Annotated in this window: 21 protein-coding genes; 5 read left to right on the top strand and 16 right to left on the bottom strand. The window is 73.7% G+C overall.

Going from position 1 to position 23241, the window contains the following annotated elements; genetic code table 11:
- Nucleotides 1-24: 24 nt before the first annotated feature.
- Both ACME2J_RS08285 and ACME2J_RS08280 read left to right on the top strand, forming a co-directional pair.
- Complete coding sequence (locus ACME2J_RS08285; RefSeq protein WP_495544422.1) at nucleotides 25-222, top strand: hypothetical protein; 198 nt, start codon at nucleotides 25-27, stop codon at nucleotides 220-222.
- On the top strand, nucleotides 210-869 hold the full coding sequence (locus ACME2J_RS08280) for a haloacid dehalogenase type II (protein WP_495544421.1): 660 nt from the start codon (nucleotides 210-212) through the stop codon (nucleotides 867-869). The genes ACME2J_RS08285 and ACME2J_RS08280 overlap by 13 nt, the downstream gene beginning before the upstream one ends.
- A 10-nt stretch (nucleotides 870-879) precedes the next feature.
- On the opposite strand, the gene ACME2J_RS08275 is transcribed toward ACME2J_RS08280, so the two are convergent.
- Nucleotides 880-1248, bottom strand: coding sequence for a DUF1330 domain-containing protein (locus tag ACME2J_RS08275; protein ID WP_495544420.1), 369 nt, complete (start codon nucleotides 1246-1248; stop codon nucleotides 880-882).
- Between the two features lie 174 nt (nucleotides 1249-1422).
- Here ACME2J_RS08275 and ACME2J_RS08270 point away from each other — a divergent pair, with 174 nt between their 5' ends.
- Nucleotides 1423-1704 carry an acylphosphatase gene (locus ACME2J_RS08270; RefSeq protein WP_495544419.1) on the top strand — a complete coding sequence of 94 codons (282 nt, stop codon included), beginning with the start codon at nucleotides 1423-1425 and terminating at the stop codon, nucleotides 1702-1704.
- A gap of 237 nt (nucleotides 1705-1941) precedes the next feature.
- Here the strand turns inward: ACME2J_RS08270 and ACME2J_RS08265 are convergent, their stop codons facing one another.
- The 9 genes from ACME2J_RS08265 to ACME2J_RS08225 all read right to left on the bottom strand — a co-directional run bounded on the left by ACME2J_RS08265 (nucleotide 1942) and on the right by ACME2J_RS08225 (nucleotide 12429).
- On the bottom strand, nucleotides 1942-2967 hold the full coding sequence (locus tag ACME2J_RS08265; RefSeq protein WP_495544418.1) for a sigma-70 family RNA polymerase sigma factor: 1026 nt from the start codon (nucleotides 2965-2967) through the stop codon (nucleotides 1942-1944).
- 114 nt (nucleotides 2968-3081) lie between these two features.
- On the bottom strand, nucleotides 3082-3546 hold the full coding sequence (locus ACME2J_RS08260; RefSeq protein ID WP_495544417.1) for a hypothetical protein: 465 nt from the start codon (nucleotides 3544-3546) through the stop codon (nucleotides 3082-3084).
- A 121-nt stretch (nucleotides 3547-3667) separates the two neighbouring features.
- The gene (locus tag ACME2J_RS08255) at nucleotides 3668-5548 is read right to left on the bottom strand and encodes a PKD domain-containing protein (protein WP_495544416.1); all 1881 of its coding nucleotides are present in this window, start codon (nucleotides 5546-5548) and stop codon (nucleotides 3668-3670) included.
- Nucleotides 5545-6285, bottom strand: coding sequence for a lytic transglycosylase domain-containing protein (locus ACME2J_RS08250; protein ID WP_495544415.1), 741 nt, complete (start codon nucleotides 6283-6285; stop codon nucleotides 5545-5547). The genes ACME2J_RS08255 and ACME2J_RS08250 overlap by 4 nt, the downstream gene beginning before the upstream one ends.
- A gap of 96 nt (nucleotides 6286-6381) precedes the next feature.
- On the bottom strand, nucleotides 6382-7575 hold the full coding sequence (locus ACME2J_RS08245; protein WP_495544414.1) for a thiolase family protein: 1194 nt from the start codon (nucleotides 7573-7575) through the stop codon (nucleotides 6382-6384).
- 126 nt (nucleotides 7576-7701) lie between these two features.
- Nucleotides 7702-9276 (bottom strand): acyl-CoA synthetase, encoded by a 1575-nt coding sequence (locus ACME2J_RS08240; protein ID WP_495544413.1) that lies wholly within the window; start codon nucleotides 9274-9276, stop codon nucleotides 7702-7704.
- Between the two features lie 62 nt (nucleotides 9277-9338).
- A complete protein-coding gene (locus ACME2J_RS08235; RefSeq protein ID WP_495544412.1) occupies nucleotides 9339-10094 on the bottom strand; it encodes an SDR family NAD(P)-dependent oxidoreductase in 756 nt (251 codons plus the stop codon).
- 159 nt (nucleotides 10095-10253) lie between these two features.
- The gene (locus tag ACME2J_RS08230; RefSeq protein ID WP_495544411.1) at nucleotides 10254-11459 is read right to left on the bottom strand and encodes a CaiB/BaiF CoA transferase family protein; all 1206 of its coding nucleotides are present in this window, start codon (nucleotides 11457-11459) and stop codon (nucleotides 10254-10256) included.
- A gap of 94 nt (nucleotides 11460-11553) precedes the next feature.
- Nucleotides 11554-12429: a hypothetical protein gene (locus ACME2J_RS08225; RefSeq protein WP_495544410.1), complete on the bottom strand. Its 876-nt coding sequence runs from the start codon at nucleotides 12427-12429 to the stop codon at nucleotides 11554-11556.
- Between the two features lie 90 nt (nucleotides 12430-12519).
- Between ACME2J_RS08225 and ACME2J_RS08220 the strand changes: the two genes are divergently transcribed.
- Nucleotides 12520-13695: a LuxR C-terminal-related transcriptional regulator gene (locus tag ACME2J_RS08220; RefSeq protein WP_495544409.1), complete on the top strand. Its 1176-nt coding sequence runs from the start codon at nucleotides 12520-12522 to the stop codon at nucleotides 13693-13695.
- An 88-nt stretch (nucleotides 13696-13783) separates the two neighbouring features.
- Nucleotides 13784-14935, top strand: coding sequence for a LuxR C-terminal-related transcriptional regulator (locus ACME2J_RS08215; protein WP_495544408.1), 1152 nt, complete (start codon nucleotides 13784-13786; stop codon nucleotides 14933-14935).
- Between the two features lie 68 nt (nucleotides 14936-15003).
- Here the strand turns inward: ACME2J_RS08215 and ACME2J_RS08210 are convergent, their stop codons facing one another.
- From ACME2J_RS08210 to ACME2J_RS08185, 6 genes are read right to left on the bottom strand one after another with little or no spacing between them, the layout of a single operon-like run.
- A complete protein-coding gene (locus ACME2J_RS08210; RefSeq protein ID WP_495544407.1) occupies nucleotides 15004-16338 on the bottom strand; it encodes an MlaD family protein in 1335 nt (444 codons plus the stop codon).
- Nucleotides 16335-17600: an MlaD family protein gene (locus ACME2J_RS08205; protein WP_495544406.1), complete on the bottom strand. Its 1266-nt coding sequence runs from the start codon at nucleotides 17598-17600 to the stop codon at nucleotides 16335-16337. The genes ACME2J_RS08210 and ACME2J_RS08205 overlap by 4 nt, the downstream gene beginning before the upstream one ends.
- A complete protein-coding gene (locus ACME2J_RS08200) occupies nucleotides 17597-19006 on the bottom strand; it encodes an MlaD family protein (RefSeq protein WP_495544405.1) in 1410 nt (469 codons plus the stop codon). The genes ACME2J_RS08205 and ACME2J_RS08200 overlap by 4 nt, the downstream gene beginning before the upstream one ends.
- Nucleotides 19003-20292: an MlaD family protein gene (locus ACME2J_RS08195; RefSeq protein ID WP_495544404.1), complete on the bottom strand. Its 1290-nt coding sequence runs from the start codon at nucleotides 20290-20292 to the stop codon at nucleotides 19003-19005. Before ACME2J_RS08195 ends, ACME2J_RS08200 begins: the two co-directional genes overlap by 4 nt.
- Nucleotides 20289-21761, bottom strand: a complete 1473-nt coding sequence (locus tag ACME2J_RS08190) for an MlaD family protein (protein ID WP_495544403.1) — start codon at nucleotides 21759-21761, stop codon at nucleotides 20289-20291. Before ACME2J_RS08190 ends, ACME2J_RS08195 begins: the two co-directional genes overlap by 4 nt.
- Complete coding sequence (locus ACME2J_RS08185; RefSeq protein WP_495544402.1) at nucleotides 21761-23239, bottom strand: MlaD family protein; 1479 nt, start codon at nucleotides 23237-23239, stop codon at nucleotides 21761-21763. The genes ACME2J_RS08190 and ACME2J_RS08185 overlap by 1 nt, the downstream gene beginning before the upstream one ends.
- Nucleotides 23240-23241: the final 2 nt, after the last annotated feature.

Genomic DNA, 23241 nt, shown 5'->3' with positions numbered 1-23241 from the left:
GGCGGCGCCGGGTACGGTGTCCTCGTGACACCGTACCCGCTCTGCCACGAGGGCATCTGCGCCTCCGAGGCGCCGCCGGTCGTCGGCGACCGGCTCACCGGCTGCGACCTGACGATCGCCGAGGCGGCGCGCCGGCTCGAGGCCGGTGAGGACGTCCCGCTCACCGAGGTCCAGCGACGGATCGTCGAGGAGCACCTCGCCGGCGGGCGGTGGTCGTCCTGATCGCCCTCTTCGACCTCAACGGGACGCTCACCGACCCGTCGGGCATCGGCGAGCCCTGGGACCGCCCGGACCTCGGGCTGCGCACGCTCCGCGGCGCGGTCCTCTCCGGCATGGCGTCGACGCTCGCCGGGCGCCCGTTCGTCCCGTTCGCCGAGCACGTCCGTGACGCGCTCGCGATCGAGGTCGACGCCGAGGGCCTCGATCCCGGCCTGATCGACGCGGCGATGGAGCGCGCGAAGGCGCTCGACCCGTGGCCCGACGCGGCGCCCGCGCTCGCCCTGCTCCGCCAAGCGGGCGTCGGCACCGCGGTCCTCACGAACAGCGGCGCCCGGTCGGGCGAGGCGACCCTCGCCGCCGCCGGGCTGCGCGACCGGCTCGACGCCGTCTTCGGCGTCGACGCCGTCCAGCGCTACAAGCCGCATCCCGACACCTACGGGCACGCGGTCCGCGAGCTCGGCGTCCCCGCCGCGGGCGTCGTCCTCGTCGCCGCGCACCAGTGGGACACGACGGGCGCCCGCGCCGCCGGACTGCGGACGGCGTGGGTCTCGCGTGGCGAGGGCGTCCTCGGCACGACGGCGCTGGAGCCGGAGATCCGCGGCGCGGACCTCCTCGAGGTGGCACGCCGGCTCACGGGCGCCACCGGCTGACCGTCCCGGGTCAGGGCGCCCAGTCGACGGTCGGCTGGAGCACCGCTTCGACGAGCGCATCGCTGCGCAGCCGGGTGCCTCCCTGGTAGTCGGGGTTCTTCACCATGTCGAGGAACGCCTGCCGCGACGGGTAGCGCACGAGGAGCACCGCATCCCACTCCTGGCCCTGCTCGGCGACGAGGGGTGAGCGGCCGGTGCCGAGGTAGAGGACCTCCGCGCCGACCGCCTCGGCATGCGGAGTGAAGTGCCGCACGTACTCGGCGTAGCCGGACTCCCCTCCGTCGTCGCGGAACCGGAGCAGGTTGAGCATGACGACGGGGCGGCCGTCGTCCTCCTCCATGAACGTGCGGATGTCGTCTCGGGTGGGGTCGATCGCCATCCGGGCATCCTCACACGGCGCCCTGGACGGATGTCGGGGTGACCGGGCACGGCGACGGGTAGCGGGACGCCATGTACATCGGAGTCGGCACACTCATCCTCCTTCTCATCCTTCTCGTCCTCATCTTCTGAGCGCGTCCTCGTCGCGGCGCGCGACGAGTGGCACGATGAGGTGATGACCACCCCGCGGCTGACGGCTGTGCGTCTCGTCGTCCACGGACGGGTCCAGGGCGTGTCCTTCCGCGCGCACGCCGCAGCCGCGGCGCGTGGCGCCGGCGTCGCCGGGTGGGCGGTCAACCGTCCCGACGGGACCGTCGAGATCCGCGCCGAGGGGCCACCGGACGCCGTCGCCGCCGTCGAGCACGCCGCGAGCCGAGGACCGGCCCTCGCCCGGGTCGAGCGCGTCGACCGCGAGGAGGTCCCACCCGAGGGCCTCACCGGGTTCGAGACGCGCTGACCCGCGAGACCGTTCGATGAATCCGCGGCCCGCCGCGGGTCCGAGGTGGAGACCATGGCGGGCGCGAGCGACGATCCCGGCACGATCGTCCTCGTCGACGGTGACGGGGCGGTCGTGGCGCGCGTGCGGAGACCCTCTGCGAAGGCCGACCTCGCGACGGTCGAGACGCTCGCGCGACTCGCGCTCGCGGCGCGCCGTCGCGGCCGGCGCGTGCGGACCGTCGGCGCGTGTCCCGGCCTACGCGCGCTCGTCGACCTCGTCGGCCTCGCCGGCGTCCTCTGCCTCGAGGACACGGGGGAGCCCGAAGGCGCCGAAGAGCTGCGGGTAGAGGAAGTGGTGGAGGCCGGCGATCCCCTCGGGTGAGACCTCGAGGACGACGATCGCCCACGGCTCCCAGAGCCCGTCTCCCGCGGGGTTGTAGATCGCCGCCGCGGGGGCGCCGTTCGCCCGCGTGGGAAGCACGCGCGAGCCCTCGCACTTCGCGCCGGTGCCGGACATGAACCGCACGACCTGCTCGGGGCCCTCGACCCAGAGCGGGAAGGGCGGCATCGAGAACGCGACGTCCTCCCGGAGCAGCCTGGCGAGGCCGTCGAGGTCGTAGGCCTCGAACGCCTCGACGTAGCGCTCGAGCAGCTCGTCGCTCCGGTCGTCCGCGACGCCCGTGCCGGTCCCCTCCTCGTCGAGCTCGAGGTCCGCGAGCGTCGCGCGCGCCCGCTGGAGCGCGCTGTTGACCGAGGCGGTCGAGGAGTCGAGGAGCTCGGCCACCTCCGCGGCGGACCAGTGGAGCACCTCCCGGAGGATGAGGACGGCCCGCTGGCGCGCCGGGAGATGCTGGAGCGCGGCGACGAACGCGAGGCGCAGCGTCTCGCGCGACGCGGCGAGCGCTGCGGGATCGTCGCCGTCGGGCAGGACTCGGGCGTCGGGGACGGGCAGGACCCACGACCGCTCGGGGAGCATCTCGCCGAGATCGCCCCCCGCGTCGGCGGACGGCCCGAGCGTCATCGGCTGCGCGCGGCGCTGCGCGCTCTGCAGGAAGTCGAAGCAGACGTTGCTCGCGATCCGGTAGAGCCACGCCTTGAGAGCCGCCCGCGACTGGAGCCGGTCGGCCGCGCGCCATGCCCGGACCATCGTCTCCTGCACGGCGTCCTCGGCCTCGGAGCCGGAGCCGAGCATGCGGTAGCAGTAGCCGGTGAGCCCGCGGCGGTGGCTCTCGAGCTCCGCGTCGAGCGAGAGTGTGGGACCGCTCGTCGTCACGAGGGTCATGGTAGGGGTGCTCGCGTGAGGGGGACGGATGTCCCGATGACCGCCCGAGCGGGCGAGACTCATCGGTCGCCTCCCGGACGCCACTCGCGGGCGTCCGGGGACGACCGCGAGGCCTCAGCTGCCGGTGCCCTCGCCGCCCTGGGCGCCCGTGGGGCCTTCCGACGGACGCGGGCAGTCACCGCGGCCGCGGCGCTCGCCGCGCGCCGGACGAACGGAGTCGAACGCGGCCCGCAGCTCCTCGGCCGTGACGCCGAGCTTGCCGGCGAGCAGCGCGTGCTTCTCCGCGCGGGTCTCGCGCTCCTCCGTCGCCCGGGTCTCCTCCTTCACCTCGGCCATCGCGGCCTTCAGAGCCTCGAGCGTCGTGCCGAGCTGCTCGGCGACGCGCGTGAGCTGCGCGTCCGTGAGCCGGTGATGGCGGCGGTGCTTCTTCCCGCGCTTCTTCGCGGACCGCTCGGTCTGGCTCGAGGAATCGCCGCGCGACGGCGGGTCGCCGGCGGACTGACCGGACGCCGCGGGCGTCGCGGTGCCGAGGAGGGCGGCCGCCGAGAGGACGGCGACGACGGTGCGGAACGGGGGCATGGGAGCTCCTTCGTGTGTGGTTTCTCGCCACGGCCGCGACGAGCGTGACCACCAGACGCACACGGCCCGGTGGACGTCAGGAGCGCCGGGGCGCTCTCACGCTTTCCTCACGAAGCGCGGCTCACCGCACGACGATCGACGCGGTGGTGGTCGCGCGGCGCCCGTCGGTCGCCTCGACCGTGAGGACGAGGGTCCTCACCCCCGGGGTCTTGTACGCGACGGAGAACGGGTCGGCGCAGCTCCAGCGGGTCTTGTCGACGTCGCCGTCGCCGTCGAGGTCCCACATGCACTTGCGCAGAGTGCCGCCCGACGAGTCGCGGGCGGTGAGGAGCACCGGGGCGCCCGCGACGGGGTCGGCGGTGAGGATGCCCGCGACGGCCGTGAGCGGCGGACGCACCTCGACCCATGCCTCGCGCAGCGTGACCGCACCGCGGTCGTCGGTCACCTCCACGATGACGCGCAGCGGTCCGACCGCCTGCGGGCGGATGGTGAGCTTCCCGCCCTCGCCGTCCCAGGCGCCCTCGCCGCCGACGTCCCAGCGCACCCGCGCGACGGAGCCGTCGGGGTCGGCGCTCTTCGACGCGTCGACCGTGAACGTCTGGTCGACGTGGATCGCCGAGGGCGCGGAGATCGCGGCGGTCGGCGCGCGGTTGAGCGCCTCGACCCACGTCGAGGCCGTCGCCTTGCGGCCCTTGGAGTCCGTCACCCGGACGCGGACCTCGTAGGCGCCGGGGCGCGACCACGTGAAGCGCTCGTGGATCGACTTGCGCGCGTACCGACCGTCGCCGTCGGTGTCCCACTCGACCCTCGTGATCCGGCGTCCGGACGCGCTGTGGTCCGCGGCGCAGAAGAGCTTCTCGCCCGTGTGCACGGACGGCGCCGCGCAGCCGACGCGGACGACCGGGTCGAGCGACGGGCCGACGCTCACGTGCGCGGTCTCCTCGTCGACCACCCCGGCGCCGTCGCGGACGCGGACGGTGACCGCCCGGACGCCGGGGGTCGCGTAGGTGATCGGGCCCTTCGCGGTCCCCGGGAGGAACGTCCCGTCCCCCTCGAGGTCCCACTCGTACTCGAGGCCCTTGCCGAGCGGATCCTTCGAGCGGCTCGCGTCGACGGTGATCTTCTCGCCGGCGTGCGTCTCGGCGGGGACCTTGAGGACCGCGGTCGGCGCGCGCCGGCCGAGGACGGTGATCGTCGAGCGCGCGACCGCGGAGCGGCCCGAGCGCGAGCTCACCCGCACGGCGATGCGGAACGTCCCGGACCGCACGACGCGCATCGCCGCCGTGTCGCCCTTCGCGTCGTCGAACCGGCCGTCGGCGTCGAGGTCCCAGCGGACCTTCTCGACGGGCCCGGAGGAGTCGTTGGCGGAGAGCTCGAGCCGGTCGCCGACGTGGAGCCGCGAGGACGGATACGCGGTGATGCGCGCCCGCAGCCGTCCCTCCTTCTTCGACGGCCGCTTGCGCTTCGGCACGCTCGGGCTCAGCTTGCCGCCCTTCGCGAGGGCGACGAACCCCTGGGCGTCGCTCGTCCGGCGCCAGCGACGCCGCACGCGGTTGGCGGAGTTGCCCTCGATCGTCGTCATCGTGCCGGAGCGGGAGACCTTCTCCACGATGCCGACGTGGTTCGGCCACGTCACGAGGTAGCCCGGGCGCGGCCTCGTGCGCCACCGCTTCGTCCGCTTCGCCCACGAGACGATCGTCGGGACGTAGCCGAGGCCGCGCCCCGCCGGCCCGATCGGGACCCCGGCCCGCTTCGCCACGTAGGAGACGAAGTACGCGCACCAGGGCGCGCCGAACCACGAGGGCGACGTCGAGCGGACGTAGCGCTTGATCGCCGGCGCCTTGTTCGAGCCGTCGGGGATCTCCTTCACGCCCTTGCGCAGCTCGGCGCGGGCGAGCGAGACGATGCGCTCGGCGCGGGTCGCGGCATCCGCCGCAGCGGGCGCCGCGACGGCGAGGAGGAGCGCGACCGCGAGGGCGCGCAGGAGGCGCCGAGCGCTCATCGGAGCTTGCGATACCTCGTGCGCAGAGCGCTGACGCGCTGCACGTAGTGGCGCGTCTCAGCGTACGGGGGAACGCCGCCGTAGCGCTTGACCGCCCCGGGACCGGCGTTGTAGGCAGCGGCCATGAGCCGGGTGCTCGGCCCGACGATGCGGCGCACCGTCTGCAAGTAGCGCGTGCCGTAGGAGATGTTGGTCTGCGCGTCGTAGAGCCGGGAGACCTTCGCCCCCATCTCGCGAGCGGTCGCCGGCATGAGCTGCATGAGCCCGCGGGCGCCGACCGGCGAGCGGGCGCGGCGGTCGAAGTTCGACTCGGCGTGGATGACCGCGGCCACGAGCGCCGGGTCGAGGGAGCGGCGCCTCGCGTAGCGGATGATGAGCTTGCGGTACTTGACGCCCCGCAGCAGCGACGGGTCGGCGTCGCGCGACGATCCCGGCCGTGTCGACGCCGGCTTCTCCTCCACCGAGGGGGCGGTCGCCGGCGCGTCCGCGCCGCCCGCGTCGTCGGCGCCGTCCTCGAGGTCGGCGAACCACGCGCCGTACTCGGGCTCCGGGACCTCCGGATCCTCCGCGGGCGTCCAGCCCTCTGACGGCTCGTCGCCCCCCGGGTCCGTTTCGCCGGGTCCGGACGCGGGGTCGGCCGGCCACTCCTCCCACCACGGGTCCGCAGCTGCCGTCGCCGGGAACGCGAGCGTGAGAGCGCAGGTGGACAGGACGACGAGTCGTCGGAACGGCGGCACGACCCCCTCGGTCGGACGCGCTCACTGCAACGGACAGCTCGCGTGGACGTCTGGTCGAACTGACGTTCCGGTGTATCGCGGCGCTCCGCCCGCGTCTCAGTCGAGGCGCTCGACGACCATCGCCTGTCCCTGGCCGCCGCCGACGCACATGCTCTCGATGCCGATCCGGCCGTCGGCGTGCTCGAGGCCGCCGATGAGCGTCGTCATGATCCGCACGCCGGTCATCCCGAAGGGGTGGCCGAGCGCGATGCCGCCGCCGTGCGGGTTGACGCGGTCGTCGAAGGGGTCGATGCCGACCTCGTCGCAGACGGGGATGACCTGCGCGGCGAACGCCTCGTTGAGCTCGAAGACGTCGACGTCGTCGATCGTCGCGCCGGCGCGCTCGAGCGCGCGGCCGATCGCCTCGATCGGGCCGATGCCCATGCGCGACGGATCGACGCCCGACACGGCCGAGGAGAGGATGCGCGCACGCGGCCGCAGCCCGAGCTGCTCGGCGCGGGCACGGGACATGACGAGCGCGGCGGCCGCCCCGTCGTTGAGCGGGCACGAGTTGCCCGCGGTGACGCGGCCGTTCTCCCAGAAGACCGGCTTGAGCTCGCCGAGCGACTCGAGCGAGCTGTTCGGCCGCAGCCCCTCGTCGGCGTCGAAGACGCCTCCGTCGGGCAGCGGCACCCCGACGATGTCGTCGGCGCCGACGCCCGCGTCACGTGCCGCGCACGCACGCTCCTGCGAGCGCTGCGCGAAGCGGTCCATCTGCTCGCGCGTGATGCCGTAGTCGTCGGCGACGAGCTCGGCGGTGACCCCCATCGGCGTGAAGATCGCCCCGAGCGTATCGCCCTCCTTCTCGGGGTCGAGGAGCGGGTTCGTCTCGGAGAGCTCGAGACCGCGCCCGACCCGCGAGACCGACTCGACGCCGACGACGACGAACGTGTCGCCCTCGCCGACCTCGATCGCGTGCGCGGCGGAGCGGATCGCCTGCAGCGAGCTCGCGCAGAGCCGCGTGATCGTCTGCGCCGGCACGGCGTGCGGCAGCCCGGAGAGGACGGCGATGCAGCGGCCGACGTTGTAGCCCTGCTCGCCCCACGGGAAGGCGCACCCGCACACGAGGTCGTCGATCGTCTCCGAGTCGACGGCGGGCTGGCGCTCGAGGAGCGCCCGCACGACGTGAGCACCGAGGTCGTCCGGGCGCACGCCGGCGAGCGAGCCCTTGACGGCCCGGCCGACCGGGGTGCGGACGACGTCGACGATGACGGGCTCGCGCCCGGGGTCCTGCGAGGAGCTCGCGTGCATGATGCGGTGGATGCCTTTCCGTTCGCGTGAAGGGTGACGAGGCGCGGGGAACGCTATGCGGGGCAGGGGTCGACCGCCATCGCCCGACGGCGTCAACCCTCTGCCCCATCGGAGCGGTTTTCGCGGTCAGGAGACCGCGCGGTCGCGCCCCTCCCAGTACGGCTTGCGCAGCTCGACCTTGAGGATCTTGCCCGCGCCCGACTTCGGGAGCTCCTCGGCGCGGAAGTCGACGCTGCGCGGGAGCTTGTAGCCCGCGATGAGAGCGCGGCAGTGCTCGATGATCTCCTCGGCCTCGACGTCGTGGCCGTCGCGCACGACGACCGCGGCGTGGACGCGCTCGCCCCACTTCTCGTCCGGCACGCCGAAGACCGCGCACTCCAGCACCGCGGCGTGCTGGTAGATCGCGTTCTCGACCTCGCTCGAGTAGACGTTCTCGCCACCCGAGATGATCATGTCCTTCACGCGGTCGACGATGTAGAAGTAGCCGTCCGCGTCGCGGTAGGCGGCATCGCCCGAGCGGTACCAGCCGTCGGCGTCGAAGGCCGCCGCGGTCTCCTCCGGGCGGTTCCAGTAGCCCTTCATGAGGTTCTCGCCGCGGACCCAGATCTCACCGGGCTCGTCGACGTCGGCGACCGTCCCGTCCTCCCGCCGCACCTCGGCGTCGACGCCGACGACCGGCGTGCCGGCGGAGCGCAGGCGCTTGGCGTACGGCTCCTCTCCGGCCGCGCCGCGGCGGTGGTCCTCCGGGCCGCAGGTGAGCACCAGCGGCGAGGCCTCCGTCATGCCGTACGCCTGCGTCCACTCGCAGGAGATCCGGCTCATCGCCTTGCGGAGGAGCTCGTCGGGCATCGGCGACGCGCCGTAGGTGATCCGCTTGAGCGCCGAGAGGTCGTTCTCGGCGAGCGCGGGATGATCGATGAGCGCGTTGATCATCGTCGGCACGAGGAGCGTCCGCGTCACCTTCTCGCGGGCGAGCGTGCGGATCGTCAGCTCGGGGTCGAACGCGGGGATCGTGACGTGCGTGCCGCCGAGCCACGCCAGCGCGTAGGTCGAGCTGCCGTCGCCGAGGTGGAACATCGGCGCGGCGTGGAGGTAGCGGTCCTCCGGCACGTACCCCCACGAGATGAGGACGTGCTTCGCGTTGCCCAGCAGGCTGCGATGCGTGAGCATCGCGCCCTTCGGGCGACCGGTCGTGCCGCCGGTGTAGAAGACGCCCGCGACCGAGTCCTCGGGCACGGACGCGGCCGGCCGCCCCTCGCCCGCCGCGAGCTGCTCGTAGCTCACCGTGCCCTCCGGCGCCGCGCCGCTGCCGGCGTGGACGACCGTCTTCACGCTCCCGCAGCGCTCCGCGAGCTCGAGGCCCGCCTGGAGGAACGCGTCGTCGACGATGAGGAGCTTCGCGCCGCAGTCGTCGATGATCTCCGCGAGCTCGGCGGGCGCGAGCCGGATGTTGAGGTCGTTGAGGATCGCGCCGCCGCGGGGCACCGCGAACCACACCTCGAGGTGCCGGTGCGAGTTGAGCATGAGGACCGCGACCGTGTCCTCCCGGCCGACTCCGAGACCGGCGAGCCCGGCGTCCACCGCGGCGACGCGGCGCGCGAACTCGGTGTAGGTGTGGCGGGTCTCGCCGTCGATGACCGCGAGCTTGTCGCCGTAGAGGCGCGCCGCGCGGTCGAGGGTCGTCGTCACGTTGGTGTTCATCTCTCTCCTCCATCCGCCGCCGGACGCGCCGGGGCGACTCGTGTTTCCCGTGCTGCCGGACCTCAGGCCATCGTCAGCCCGCCGCTCACGGAGAGCGTCTGCCCGGTGATGTAGCCCGCTTCCTCCGAAGCGAGGAAGGCGACGGCGGCGGCGACCTCGGCCGGCTCGCCGAGGCGCTTCATGGGGACCGCCCGCGTCATCGCGTCGATGACCTTGTCGCCCCCGCCCTGCGCGCTCACGATGCCCTCGAGCAGCGGCGTCCGCGTCGGCCCGGGGCAGACGACGTTCACCGTCACCCCGGTCCGGGCCATCTCGCGGGCGAGGGTCTTCGTGAACGAGATGACCGCGCCCTTCGCCGCCGAGAACACGGACTCGAGCGACGAGCCGACGCGACCCGCGTCCGAGCCGATGTTCACGATCCGCCCCCACCCGGCGTCGGTCATGTCCGGCAGGACGGCCTGGGTCACGCGGAGGACGCCCTTGAGGTTGATCTCGAGGATGCGGTCCCAGAACTCCTCGTCGGTCTCGACGAACGGGCGCAGCTCGTCGTACCCCGCGCAGTTGACGAGCACGTCGATGGGCCCGAGCTCGGCCCGGACCTCGGCGATCGCCGCATCGACGGAGGCGCGGTCGGTGACGTCGAGCGGGACCGGGATCGCCCGCGCGCCCGCGGCCCCGAGGAACTCGCAGACGTCACTCGCCTCGTCGGGACGCAGGTCCGCGACGGCGACCGCGGTCCCGCGACCGGCGAGGGCCTCCGCGATCGAGCGCCCGATCCCGCGAGCGCCTCCGGTGACGACTGCGACATGTCCGGCCATGACCGCGAAGCTACCACAAAAGCGTTAACGAGCGTTAGCGCTCGCGCATCCACGGCAGCGGTCGGCGCGGCGCCGCGCATCGGCGCGCGTGCGGCCGGATCCGGACGCGCCCCGGGGCGGTTCTCCCGTGCGGGTGGAGACCGTCGGCGGCGGCGTCGCTCAGGACGCGGCGGTCGCGGCCTCGCGGCCGTCGAGCCCGAGCTCGGCGAGGATCTCGGCGGTGTGCGCCCCGAGCGACGGCGGACGACCCGGCGCGCCGGGCCGACCGCCGTCGATCCGCGCCGGCGGCGCGGCCAGGGTGATGCCGGGGTGATCGACGCGCTCCTCGACGTAGAGGCTCCCCGACGCCGCGACCTGCGGATCGCGGACGACCTCGTCGAGGCCCTGCGTCCGCGCGCACGGGATGCCCGCCGCGATGAGCGAGGCCTCGAGGTCGGCCGCGCCGAAGCGCGAGAAGGCGTCGGCGATCCGTGGACGCAGCTCGTCCTGATGGGCGTAGCGGCTGTCGTTGCTCACGCAGCGCGCGTCGTCGACGAGGTCCTCGAGTCCGAGGATCTCGCAGAAGGCCGCCCAGCGGCGGTCGTCCCAGACGACGAACGCGAGGAGCCCGTCGCGCGCGGCGAGCTGGTCGCCGAGGACGGCGAAGCTGCCGTTGCCGCGCCGCGGCGGCGTCTCGCCGAGCAGCGACCGCAGCGCGAAGAGCGGGCCCTGCATCGCGAGCGCGACGTCGAGCAGGGACACGGCGACGTGCCCGCCGCGACCGGTCGTCGTCCGCCGGTGGAGCGCGGCGAGGGCGGCGGCAGCAGCGGCGAGCCCAGTCGCGGTGTCCACGATCGGAGCGGCGCAGCGGAAGGGCTCCCCGTCGACGGGGCCGGTCGCGGAGGCGAGGCCCGAGACGGCCTGGATGACCGGATCGAGCGCCGGCCTCCCGGCGGCGGGACCGCTCGCGCCGTAGGCGCTCACCGTGCAGACGACGGTGTCGGGGGACGCGGCGAGCACCGCCTCCGGATCGAGCCCGAGCCGAGCGGCCGAGCCCGGCGGCAGGTTGTGGATGACGACGTCGGCCCACGCGACGAGCCCGTCGATGCGTCGGCGCGCGGCGGGGTCCCGGAGGTCGAGCGCGATGCTCCGCTTCCCCCGGTTCGCGCTCATGAAGGTCGCCGACATGCCGTCTCCCGCCTGGGGACCGACGCCCCGCGCGGCGTCTCCCTCGAGAGGCTCGAGCTTGATGACCTCGGCGCCCCAGTCCCCGAGGGTCATCGCGGCGAGAGGGGCGGCGATGAAGGACCCCGCGTCGAGGACGCGGACGCCCGGGAGGAGGTCGCCCGAGGCGCTGGGCGGCGGATGTCCGTCTGGCGTGGTCACGGCGCGAGGGCTGGACGGTAGAGCGCCGGGCGCCGCGTGCCATCAGCCGCCGGCGACATCCGGTTGCCCCCTCCGAGCGGTTTTCCCCGCGCGCTCATCGCTCGTGCCACCGGTCGACGGCCTCGCCGGCCTCCGTGAGGAGGCGCAGCAGCGTCTCGCGAGCGTCCGCCGCGGTGGCGGGCTCGGCGAGGCGCCCGTCGAGCCCCGCCAGCTCGCCCTCGAGGCGCGCGAGGAGCGCGCGGTCCATGCCCGGCGCCTCCGCGAGCGCGGCCAGGGCGACCCCGAGCTGCCGCGCGGCGATGACCGGCCGCCCCTGCTCGACGTCGAGGACGCTGCGCAGGAGGACGTCCTCCCCCGCGGGGATGCTGTCGCGGCCGGCGAGGACGTCGGCGACGAGGCCGGTCGGCCGCAGCCGCTCCGAGCGGGTGATGCGGGTCGGCCGGAGCGCCGGGAGCTCGAGCGCCTCGATCATCTCGCCGTCGACGACCGCCTTCGTCGCGTAGCCGAGCCGGGTCGACCGCGGGTCGCCCTCGACGACCTCGGTGACGTACGGGTCGGCGGCCGCCGCGCGATAGGCGCGGACGGCGCGGTTGACGACCGCGAGGGCCTCGCCGGCCATCTCGCGGGCCGCGTCGAGGTCGCCGCGCCACTCCTGGAGGGCGGCGCGCGCCGCGTCCTCGGTCTCGAACGCCCGCGTGCCGTACACGAGGGTCGCCACGTAGAGGGAGACGTCGGGCTCGACGTGGTCGGGGCCGATCGTCGCCGCTCGGCGCCGCCACTTCCGTCGCGCGGGTGTCCCCGCATCGACGCGGATGACGAGCACGTCCGCCGAGCCGGGCTCGAGCGTCGGGCCGACGACCGTCGAGGTGGTGCGCATCGGAGCGCTCTCGCCGGGCGACCGGACGAGATAGCGACCGACCGCGGGCCCCAGCCCGTGGGTGAAGACGAATTCGACGAACGGGAACAGCATCGGGGGCTCCCTCCCGGGACGGCTCGCGCGACGCCGGTGACGGGCGCCCCGTGGTTGCGGAAACGTTAGCAATCGTTTACAAGGTGAAGCGTGGGCACCTTCTACCGCATCGGGCACGCGACCGCGAGAGCGAGCCGGCCGGCGGAGATCGTCGCCTCCCGGCGGCGGGTGACCCGCGCCGCCCTCCGGCTCATCGGCCGCGCCGCCGCCCTCCGCGACGGCGAGGAGCGCCCGCCCGACACGACCGACCTCGAGGCCCTCGTCGGCTTCGCCGAGGAGGCCTCGGACTGGCTCGCCACGGCGATCGCCTCCGGGGAGGTCGCCGCGGACGAGGACGTCGTCGGCCTCCTCGTGCGCCTGCGCGACGTGCGCGGGTCCCTGCGCCGACAGCACCTCCAAGAGCGGATCGAGGGCCTCGAGCGCGTCGAGCGCGCACTCGAGCGACTCCGCCAGCACGCCGCGCCCGCGGACCTGCTGCGCGATCTCCCGCAGGTCCTCTGCACCCACCTCGGCTTCGCGCGCGGCATCATCAGCCGCGTCTCCGGCTCGGAGTGGACGGTCGAGGGCGCCTGGTTCACCGACGGGAAGGCGGCGGAGAGCGCGTACCTCGAGAGCGTCACCGGCCGGGCGCTCGACATCGATCGCGGGTCGCCCGAGACGGAGGTCATCCGCCGTCGGTCCGCGGTGCTCGTCGCCGACGCGACCCTCTCCGAGACGGGACCGGCGCCCTCCGGCACGCGGTCGTACGTCCTCGCGCCGATCGTGAGCGACGACGTCGTCCTCGCCGTCCTGCACGCCGACTTCGGGCCGGGCGGCCGGACCGTCGAGCCCCACGACCGGACCATGCTCCAGACCTTCGTCCGCGAGGTCGCCCACGTCTACCGCCACACGGTCCTCCGCGTCCGGATGGAGCGCCAGCAGGCGCAGACGAGCCGCATGGTGTCGTCGACCGAGGCGCTCCTCGACGACCTCGCCCGGGCGGACATCACGCTGCACGAGGGCCTCGAGCCGGACGACCCCCTGGCGCGCAGCGCGACCGCGGTCTTCGTCCCGCCCCAGGTCCGTCTCGAGAGCGTCCTCACGAAGCGCGAGCTCGAGGTGCTCTCGCTCATGGCGGCGGGCGACTCCAACGCGACCGTCGCCGAGAAGCTCTACATCGCCGAAGGCACCGTGAAGTCTCACGTGAAGCACATCCTGCGCAAGCTCCGCGCGTCGAACCGCGCGGAAGCCGTCGCGCGCTATCTCACCTCCCAGAGGAGGCAGTGACATGAGCACCGCCGTTCCGCTCGTCGAGACGCCCGACCTCGTCGCCGCACCGCTCACCTCGGCTACCCTCCCCGGCGGGAGGTCGTCTATGAGAAGCAGGCACGTACGCCGACACCGGGCACACGACGCCCAGGCCGTCGCACGGGGGGAGGACGCGCTGCGGCGCGCCGCGGCGCTCGGCTGGACGGGGTGCCCCGAGGGCGTCGACGTCGACATCGAGGGCGAGCTGCGCCTCGCGAGCACGGCGCTGCTCGGCCAGCTCCGCGGCAGCGACGACATCGGCGCCGACCCGGCCGAGGTCGCGACGTGCGTCGCAGATCTTCAGGACGTCTACCTCACGCTCACCGACGCGCGGATCACCGATCGCCTCGCCGCGCACGAGCGCGTGCAGGAGGGCCTCGACCGCCTGCGCAGCGTGAGCGAGCCGAGCGAGCTCCTCGCGCGCGTCTCTCGCGAGCTCTGCTCGAGCTGCGGCTTCGAACGCGGGGTCCTCTCGACGATCGACGCCCACCAGTGGGTGCTGCGCGACGCGCACTTCGAGGACGACGCACGGTGGGCGCGCGACTTCGTGTCCTTCGGCGAGACGGCGCGACCCGAGCTCACCCACATGATGCTCGAGGCCGAGATGGCCCGCCGGCGTGCCCCCGCGATCGTCAGCGACGCCTATCACGACGCTCGCACCTTCAAGCCGTTCGTCGAGCACTCGGAAGCCGCGTGCTACGTCGGCGCGCCGATCGCCGTCCGCGGCAAGGTCGGCGGGTTCTTCCACGCCGACTACCGGTTCTCCGGGCGCCCGGTCGACGAGGCCGACGTGCAGACGCTCTGGGCCTTCGCCGAGGGCTTCTCGCACATCTACGAGCGCGCCGTGCTCCTCCAGCGCCTGCGCGAGCAGCGCGCGCGTGTGGGCGAGGCGCTCGCCGCGACGCAGTCGATCACCTGTGACGTCACCGACGCCGACCTCTGGCGCGGGAAGCGTGAGCGGCGGCGAGCGACATCGGCGGCGCGATCGCTCGTCGCGGAGACCGGCCGTGCGCCGTGGACGCTCACGCAGCGCGAGCTGGACGTCCTCGGGCTGCTCGCGGAAGGGGCGACGAACGCCGACGTCGCGCGTGCGCTCTTCATCGCGGAGGGCACGGTGAAGTCCCACGTGAAGCGCATCCTCCGCAAGATGCACGCCTCGAACCGAGCCGACGCCGTCGCCCGGTTCCTGCGCTACAAGATCGACGAGCAGGCCTCGTAGGCGCGGCGCCGGCCGACGCTGCCGAGAGGGGGGAGACCGCCCCGGCAGCGCCCGCCGGCGCCGACGGCTCACCCGCCGGACGAGGGCGGAGCGGCCTCGATGAGCGGGTACGTCCCGTCCCACTCCTCGGGCGTCCCGACCGTCCCGGGCTTCGGGTAGGCGTTGGAGCGCTCGCGGTGGAACGTCTCGAGACCGCTCGAATCGATGAGGGCGTTGAGCGCATCGCGCATCGCCGGCGTCCACGCCGCCGCCGAGGTCTCGCTCACCACCGGGTGCACGCGGCCGATCTTGCCCAGCGCGTCGTGCGTGTCGATGACGGAGCCGATGTTCGCGAAGAACGCGCCGAACTCGCGGCTGTAGGGCGCGAGGTAGGTGAGGGCCGGGTTCGCCTCGCGGAGAACCGCGCCGAGCGCCGGGCCCACGGGCTGCGTCGCCGACGAGAATCGCGCCAGCTCGTCGAAGAGCGGAGCGGCCTCGGGGACGAGCTCGCCGAGGTCGCTCACGAGGCGACGCGCGGAGCGGGCCGCCGGTCGCAGCTCGCGCACGACGGGGGCGAGCTCGCTCGAGGCCGACGTGAGGTTCGCGACGACCGGGGTCGCCCGCTGCGCGAAGCCACCGAGCCGCTGCGAGCTCTCCGCCGCCTTGCGGAGCGTCGGCGGCAGCTCGCGGATCGTCGATCGGATCTGCTCGTCGCGCGCCTCGGCCGCGGTCGCAGCGTCGAGGAGCGACGTGGCGAGCGTCCGGACCGCCCCGGAGCGCTCGCCGAAGGCCTCCATGACCTCGCCGGTCTGCCCGAGGAGCTCCGCGACCCGGCGCCTCTCCTCCTGGAGGACGCCGAGGACCCGGCCGCCGTCGCCGATGACGGGCTCGAACGCCGAGAGCATCTCGTTGGCATCCTCGCCGTGACCGTCGAAGCCGTCACCGAGCGCTGCGACGTTCGTCTTGATGCGCTCCCGCGTCTTCGGGTCGACCGCGTCGAGGATGTCGTCGAGCCGCGCCGCCTCCTCGGCACGCGCGAGCGGGATGCCCTCGCCGCTGTCGAGCTCGCCGGCCTGCGGCGTCCCGGGGTCGAGGTCGATGTACGTCTCGCCGACGAGGGTCTTCATCCGCAGCTGCACGGTGGCGTCGCGGTAGATCGGCACGATCTCGTCGTCGAGCGACATCTCGACCTCGGCGACGCTGCCGACGTTGTCGATCCCGGTGACGCGACCGACCTTCACGCCCTGTGCGCGCACATCGGAGTTGTCGACGAGCTGCATCGCGATCGGGAACCGCGCCTTCGCGGTGTACCCGTCGCTCAGCGTGACCCCGGTCATGCCGAGCAGGGTCACGAAGATGAAGAGGCAGGTCGCGACGAAGACCCCGATCACGACCAGCTTCAGCCTCACGTGCTGGACCTTCATCCTGCGTCCTCCTGCTCGAAGTCGTCGTAGCACTTGGGCTGGCGCTTGAGGCTCGGGTCCCACTTCAGCGCCGGCGTCGACGCCGTGCCGACGCTCACCTCCGCCCGCGGGTTCGCGCCGTTGGCGTCGCCGAACTTGAGGACGGACGGCGTCCAGCGGAAGAAGTTGTGGATCGGCGTCTCGCACATCTCGACGAGCTTCGTCACGTCGTCGAGCTGCCCGACCTGCGGGCGCAGGCGATCGACCGCGACCTGAGCGGTGTCGACGGCCGGCTCGAGGCTCGTGACCAGCGGGGCGAGGTCCTCGACCGCGGGCGTGAGCTCGCGCAGCGCGGGCGTCGCCTTCGCCGAGAACGTCTCGAGCGCATCGAGGCCGGAGTCGAGCTCCTCGGTCACCGGATGGAGCGCCCGCAGCGCGGGGTCGAGGTCGTCCTCGGCCCGCGCGACCTCCGCGAGCGAGGACCGCAGCGCGGTGACGGTGCCCGGCAGCGCGGCGATCGTCGCGCTGAAGGCGTCGTCCTGGCGCGCGAGCTCGCCGAGCGCCGTGTTGCCGGTCTTCACGAGGCGAGCGAGGTCGCGGTCGCGGGTCGCGAGCGCCTCCGTGACGCCGCCGAAGTTGTGGACGAGCCGCGCGAGCTCGTGTCGGCGCTCCTTCATCGCGGTCGTGAGCTCCTCGGCCGAGACGAGGAAGGGCGCGATCGCCGCGAACGACTCGCGGAGCGCGTCGCCGTTGTCCTCGAGGCCGGCGCCGAAGCCGCGGAGGAGGTTCCCGAGCTCGACGCGCGTGTCGCGGTCGAACACGTTGAGGACCCGCGAGATGTCGACCGGGCTGGCCGTCCGGGAGACCTCGATCGTCCCGCCCTCGGGGATCGCGCCCGCCTCGGGGCTGCCGCGGTCGAGCGCGACGTACATGTCCTGCAGCGGGGAGACGGGACGGATCCTCACGGTCGCGTCGCGGTAGATCTCGCCGTACTGCTCCTTGACCGCGAGGGTGATGACGGCCTTGTCGCCGTCGACCTCCCAGTCGCGGACGACGCCGACGTCGACGCCCGCGATCCGCACGGCCTGCTTGCCGGGCTGGATCGCCTTCGCGTCCCGCACCTCGGCCTTCACCGTGCGGTAGTCGTCCCACGGCCGCTCGAAGCGGAGGTTGTCGAGCTGCATGAGCAGCGAGACGATGCCGCCCGTCACGACGACGGCGAGGAGGATGAGCGGGCCGCGGGCCCGCTGGATCTCCAGCCGCAGCCGGTCGCTGTTCATCATCGTCCGGACCCTCCCTTGACCTTCCGTGCGTCGGCCTTCGCGGCCTTCTGCTGGATCTTCTTCGTGGGCGGGAGCCCGAGCGCGGCCCCGAACGTCTCCATCAGGAGCTCGCAGTTGACCTTCTCCTCGGCCGTCGGGTCGAGGAACACCGTCGAGCACGGGGCGGGGCCGACGAACTGCTCGCTCGCGCCGGCCTGGAAGCGCATGACGTGCCCGTAGACGTCGTACTGCTGCGCGGCGGACGCGATCGCGCTCATCACGGGGCCGACGCCCTGCACCGTCGTCCACGTCGTGTCGGGCGACTTCTTGTCGAGCACGGGGATGACGCCCGTCTTCGTGCGCTCGACGACCGGCGCCGCCTCCTCCACGAGGGGACCGGCGTCCGCGACGACGTCCTCGAGCGCCTGCGACGTCGGCCGCAGCTGCGTGAGCATGGGCTCCGCCTTCTCGAGGACCTCGTCGAGCGACGCGAGCATCGGCTCGGCGTCACGGAGCGCCGGATCGAGCCGGCGTGCCCCCGGGCGGAGCGCCCGTGCGACGGGGTCGAGCTCGTCCAGCGTCGTCCGCAAGCGCGTCATCGTCGTCCGCGTCTGCCGGAGCGCGGCGGGAGCGGCGTCGAGCGTGGCCCCGAGATCCGCCCGGCGGGCGGCGGTCACGCCGAGCGCGGTCGACGCGTTGCTCACGAACCCGGCGAGCGCGCGCTCGTCGCGGGCGAGCGCCCCGAGCGTCCGGCTCGCCGTCGTGACGAGCCGGTTGAGGTCTCCGGCCTCGGTCCCGCGCATGGCGCGGACGGCCGGGCCGACGGACCGCATCGCGGGGCCGAGCTCGTCGAAGACCTCGCCCACGGCCTCCGGGTCGCCGAAGCCCTCGTCGAACTCGGCGATCATCGTCTGGATGCTCTTGCGCGCGGTCGGGTCGAGCGCGGTGAGGAGCTCGTCGAACTCGGTCTGGTAGGTCGTGCGCTCGACGGGGATCGTGCGCTCGCCGAGGGGCGGTGCGCTCGGCGACCCCGGCACGAGGTCGATGTACATGTTGCGGCCGAGCAGCGTCCGCCACCAGATGTGCGCGCGGGCGTCCTGCTTGAGGTTGACGTCCTCCTCGTCCTCGAGGCGCATCGTGATGAGGGCGCCGCGGCCGCCGGGGCCCGGCTCGACCTCCTTCACCTTGCCGACGGTGACCCCGTGCACGCGGACGTGGGTGCCCGCGCGGGCGTTCGCGGCGTGCTCGAACACCGCCTTCACCTCGGTGCCGCTCTCGGGGAGGAACGGGATGCTCGCCGTGAAGCCGGCGTAGAGGGTCGCCGCCGACGCGGCGAGCGCGATGAGTCCCGTGCGGACCGGCCGGGGCCGGTGCTGGCCGGGGACGTACTCGAAGCGGCCGCGCCGCACCTTCTTCGTGCCGCTCATCGCCCGCGCCCTCCGATCTGCTCCGTCCCCGCCTCACACGGCGCCGGGTAGGGGTTCCCGACACCCGTGAGGGGCCCGAGGTCGAGGCCGCCGCCCCAGCCCTGGACGGACTCGGGAGTGGGAGGCACGTTGAAGCGGAGGTAGTTCCCGAGGCTCGTGCCGAACTGCATCATGCTGCTCCAGTTGCCGAACATGTTCCGCAGGTCGCAGTACCTCGGACCGAGGTTGTCGACGATGGGCGTCGCCCCCTCGAACGCCGTCTCGAGCGGCTCGAGCTCGGGTCGCAGCTTGCGGAGGAGCCCGAGCGTCGGGTCGACGGCGTCCTGCGCCGCGTCGAGGACGGGTCCGGTCGCCTCGAGGACCGGCCCGGCCTCGTCGATGAGCGGCTTGGCCTCGCCGAGCGTCGCCGGGAGCGACTCGAGCATCGGGAGCGACGTGCTCGCGAACCGCCCGACCTCGCGGACGAGCGGCGTCGTCGCGCCGAGCCCGGAGCGGATGGCGGCGAGCGAGCCCGGCGCCTCCTCGAGCGTCTCGTGGAGAGCGTCGCGCTCCTCGGCGAACACGTCGGCGACGCCGGCCGACGGCCGGAACGCGTCGGTGAGCTCGCGGCGCACGGGATCGACCGCGGTCGCGGCCGTGTCGGCGCCCTTGACGAAGGAGGCGGCGTTGCCGTCGCGGTCGCCGATCTCCTTCATGACGCTCTCGAGGTCCTCCGCGAACGTCTCGGCCCCGCCGAGCGCGGTGTTGAGCTCCTCGCCGCGACCGGCGACCGAGAGGCCGAGCTGCCGGACGAGGCTGCTCGTGTTCTTCCGCGTGTCCGCGTCGAGGGTGCTGAGCACCTCGTCGAGCGGGCGGGTCGCGGCGGTCTGCTCCTCGGGGAGGAACCCGCCGTCGGCGATCGGCGCTCCGGTCTCACCGGGGTACAGCTCGACGTAGCGCACCCCGATCGCGCTCCGCGGCCGGACCTCGACGCGCGTGTCGTCGCGCAGCGGGCCGATGCCGCCCTTGAGCTGGAGGGTGAGGCGCGCCCGGCCGTCCTCGACCCGCGGGTCGAGGACCTGGCCGACGAGCCGGCCGCCCATGCGGACCTGGGCGTGGGGCGCGATGTTGTCGGCGTCCGCGAACCCCGCGTCGATCGTGTAGTACGACCGGAGCGGGATGCCGTTCGTCGCCGTCTGACCGATGACGACGAGGACGATCGCGATGAGCATGCCCCCGAGCCCGAGGGCGTAGATCGTCGCCCGCCGGGGCTCGTGGCTGACTGCGCGTCGTGAGGGTCGTCTCATGAGCCGAGGAGGTAGTCGAGGAGTCGCTGCATGTCCTGGTCCTCACCGGATCGCGGCGCGCCGCCCGGGAGGAGCTTCCCGCCCGGAGCGAGCGGGGTCGTGAGGTCCTTGAGGCCCTTGCCGAGCGGCCCCACGACCTCGTCGACGGAGTCCTGGAGGTCGTCGAGGACGTCGCCGAGGACGGGGAGCTTCGGCGCCGGCGCCGGCTCGGGAGCAGGCGCGGCGGGCTCGGCGGGAGCCGCCGGGGCCCGATCGGTCTCGGGCGTCTTGCGCGCCGCCTTCTTCTTCGTCGGCAGCGGCATCGCGTCGCCGAGCAGCCGCGACATCGAGCTCGTGAGGACCTCCTGGTCGATGTGGAAGCGCACCCGGAAGATGTGCCCGAGGCCGTCGGAGCGCTGGATGAGCCTCGACCAGCCGTCCATGAGGCCGATCGCGTCGCGCATCACGCCGCGCTGGAGGCCCCGCGTGACGGGCGCGAGATCCTCGAGGAAGCCGTTCAGCTCCCCGGTCGTCCCGGTCACGCGCTTCACGTCCGCCGTCGCCTCGCGGCCGAGCTTCGCGAGCGCAGGAGCCGCGTCGACGGCCTTCTCGAGCGTCGCGGTCGTGTCCTTCGCGAAGGCCGGAAGCGCGGCGAGCGTCGCGGCGAGCGGCTCCGCGGTCTTGCGGAGGGACCGCGACACGGGGCCGAGCCGGCCCGCCGTCGTCTCGAGCTCGCGGAGCGTCGCCGTCGTCGCGCGCAGAGCGCCGGGGGCGGCCTGCAGCGTCTGACCGAGCTCCGCCCGCTTGTCGGCGACCGTGTCGAGCGCGTCGCCGGCGCTCCTCACGAGCCGGTTGAGATCCGAGCGGCTGTCGTTGACCTCGGAGATGACGCGGTCACCGGCGGCGATCGCCGAGCGGATCCTCGCGGTCTGCTCGTTGACCTCGTCGACGACCTCGCGGGTCTCGTCGAGCGCCTTCGGCATGACGCGGAGCAGCCCGTTGAAGTCGGCTCCGCGGCCGGTGAGCGCGACGCCGGTCTCGTTGATGAGGACGCGCAGGCGTGCTCGCGTCCCCGCGTCGAGGGTGTTGAGGACGTCGTCGAGCTCGACCGGCGCACCCGTGCGCTCCGGCGGGATGACCGAGCCGGACGGCAGCGGCTTCGACCGGTCGCCGAGATCGAGATCGACGTACTTCTCGCCGAGGAGGTTCACGGGGCGAGCGTCGGCTCGCGCCCCCTCGCCGATCGGCGCGGCGCCGTCGTCGAGCTCGAGGGTGAGGACCGCGCGGTCCTGGTCGTCGAGCTCGACGCGGGCGACGCTCCCGGCGGGGATGCCGTCGACCTTCACGTCGAAGTTCTCCGTGAGGCCGCCGGCATCCTCGTAGACGGCCTTGACGACGTAGGGGTCGTCGCCGCCTCGCGTCGCGAGGAGGACGGCGATGGCGACGACGGCGAGCGCCGTCGCGACGATGGCTCGGGGCGAGAGGACCATCAGCGGCTCACCGCCCCGAGGAGCTCGTCGACGAGCGGGTCGACGAGGCCGTCGACGTCGCCGGGAGCGACGGACGAGCCGCCCCCGCCGGAGCGGGCGCCGCCCGCGTCACCGCCGCCGCTGCTCTTGCCGGCGCGCGGCGAGGTGTCCTCCGGGTCCTTCGAGGGGTCGAGGGACTCGGGGCCGACCCCGCACTCCGGGAGGAACTGCGGCTTCCCGGCGTTGAGGCCAGGGGGCCGCGGCATCGCGTAGGTGACCATCGGAAGCAGGCTCGTGTACTCATCCGTCGAGAGGTCAGGGGTCGCGTTGAGGCTGTACGGGCTCGCGGTGACCTTCACCCGAGCGAAGTGGGTGATCCCGTCGTAGTTCTTTGACCAGCTCGCCCAGTTGCTGAGGGCCGCCGCCGTCTCCGGCGCGTACGGGCGCAGGCAGGCGACCATCGGCGCGAGCTCCTCGAAGACCTCGGAGAGCGTCGAGGTGACCGGCGTCGCGTCGGCCAGGAGGGCGCGCGCGTCGGGCGCCGCCGCGGTGAGCGGCCGGACAGCGGCCGCCGCGAGCGGGGCCTGCTCGCTGACGCGGGCGATCGCGCGGCGGGCCGTCGGGGCGATCCGGCGCAGCCGCTTCGCCCCAGGGTCGAGGTCCTCCATGAGCGGGTCGAGCTCGTCGACGCTCTCGTCGAGGCGCGCGAGCGTCGACCGCGTCGTCGACAGCGTGGAGGGCAGCTCGTCGAGCGACTCCTGCATCGCGGTGGAGCGGCGCGCGAAGGTGTCGAAGGTCGCCGCCGCGCCGCCGACGAGCGAGCTGATGCTCTCCCGCTGCGCGGCGAGCGCCCGCGTCGCACGATGGCCGTTGACGACGAGGCCCCGCAGCGCGTGCGTGTCCTCGCCGAGATCCCCGACCAGGGCCTCGAGCGCCTTCATGCCGCGTGCGCTCGCCTCGAGGCCGGCGCCGAGCTCCTCCGAGTGCCCGTCGAACGACTCGGCCGTCCGCCCGAGCATGCTCTGGAGGTTCTTGCGGCTCCGTGCGTCGAGCGTGTTGAAGACCTCGTCGAACTCGACGGCCGACACCGAGTCCTCGGCCTTGATGACGCCGTTCTCGGGCAGCGGCGGCGCGTCCGCCGGACCCGGGTCCACGTCGACGCGGCGCGTGCCGTTGCCGACCGTGGTGCCGAAGCGGATCCTCGCCTTGGCCCCCTGGCGCAGCGGCCAGTACCGGTCGTCGATCCCGAGCTCGACGACCGCACGGCCGTCCCGGTAGTCGACCTTCGAGATCTTGCCGGCGTCGATGCCGTCGATCTGGACGTCGAGCCCCGGCACGAGGTTGACGGCGGTCTCGAAGCCGACGCGGACGTGGTGCGGCTGGGTCCGGGTGCTCTTCACCCAGAACCCGAACGCGACGAGTCCGACGACTCCGACGACGACCCACGGGCGTCGCAGGATGGCGGTGAGCGGCGCCCACCGTGCTGCTTCCTGGCTCATGT

The organism is Paraconexibacter sp. (genome assembly GCF_059438195.1).
This window is presented reverse-complemented; position numbering and strand designations above follow the sequence as displayed.

Coding starts and splice junctions, on each gene's coding strand:
- ACME2J_RS08245 (WP_495544414.1), bottom strand. CDS start 7,575: ATGCACGCGAGCTCCTCGCAGGACCCCGGGCGCGAGCCCGTCATCGTC.
- ACME2J_RS08235 (WP_495544412.1), bottom strand. CDS start 10,094: ATGGCCGGACATGTCGCAGTCGTCACCGGAGGCGCTCGCGGGATCGGG.
- ACME2J_RS08215 (WP_495544408.1), top strand. CDS start 13,784: ATGAGAAGCAGGCACGTACGCCGACACCGGGCACACGACGCCCAGGCC.
- ACME2J_RS08260 (WP_495544417.1), bottom strand. CDS start 3,546: ATGCCCCCGTTCCGCACCGTCGTCGCCGTCCTCTCGGCGGCCGCCCTC.
- ACME2J_RS08190 (WP_495544403.1), bottom strand. CDS start 21,761: ATGGTCCTCTCGCCCCGAGCCATCGTCGCGACGGCGCTCGCCGTCGTC.
- ACME2J_RS08265 (WP_495544418.1), bottom strand. CDS start 2,967: ATGACCCTCGTGACGACGAGCGGTCCCACACTCTCGCTCGACGCGGAG.
- ACME2J_RS08270 (WP_495544419.1), top strand. CDS start 1,423: ATGACCACCCCGCGGCTGACGGCTGTGCGTCTCGTCGTCCACGGACGG.
- ACME2J_RS08195 (WP_495544404.1), bottom strand. CDS start 20,292: ATGAGACGACCCTCACGACGCGCAGTCAGCCACGAGCCCCGGCGGGCG.
- ACME2J_RS08200 (WP_495544405.1), bottom strand. CDS start 19,006: ATGAGCGGCACGAAGAAGGTGCGGCGCGGCCGCTTCGAGTACGTCCCC.
- ACME2J_RS08225 (WP_495544410.1), bottom strand. CDS start 12,429: ATGCTGTTCCCGTTCGTCGAATTCGTCTTCACCCACGGGCTGGGGCCC.
- ACME2J_RS08210 (WP_495544407.1), bottom strand. CDS start 16,338: ATGAAGGTCCAGCACGTGAGGCTGAAGCTGGTCGTGATCGGGGTCTTC.
- ACME2J_RS08240 (WP_495544413.1), bottom strand. CDS start 9,276: ATGAACACCAACGTGACGACGACCCTCGACCGCGCGGCGCGCCTCTAC.
- ACME2J_RS08185 (WP_495544402.1), bottom strand. CDS start 23,239: ATGAGCCAGGAAGCAGCACGGTGGGCGCCGCTCACCGCCATCCTGCGA.
- ACME2J_RS08275 (WP_495544420.1), bottom strand. CDS start 1,248: ATGGCGATCGACCCCACCCGAGACGACATCCGCACGTTCATGGAGGAG.
- ACME2J_RS08205 (WP_495544406.1), bottom strand. CDS start 17,600: ATGATGAACAGCGACCGGCTGCGGCTGGAGATCCAGCGGGCCCGCGGC.
- ACME2J_RS08255 (WP_495544416.1), bottom strand. CDS start 5,548: ATGAGCGCTCGGCGCCTCCTGCGCGCCCTCGCGGTCGCGCTCCTCCTC.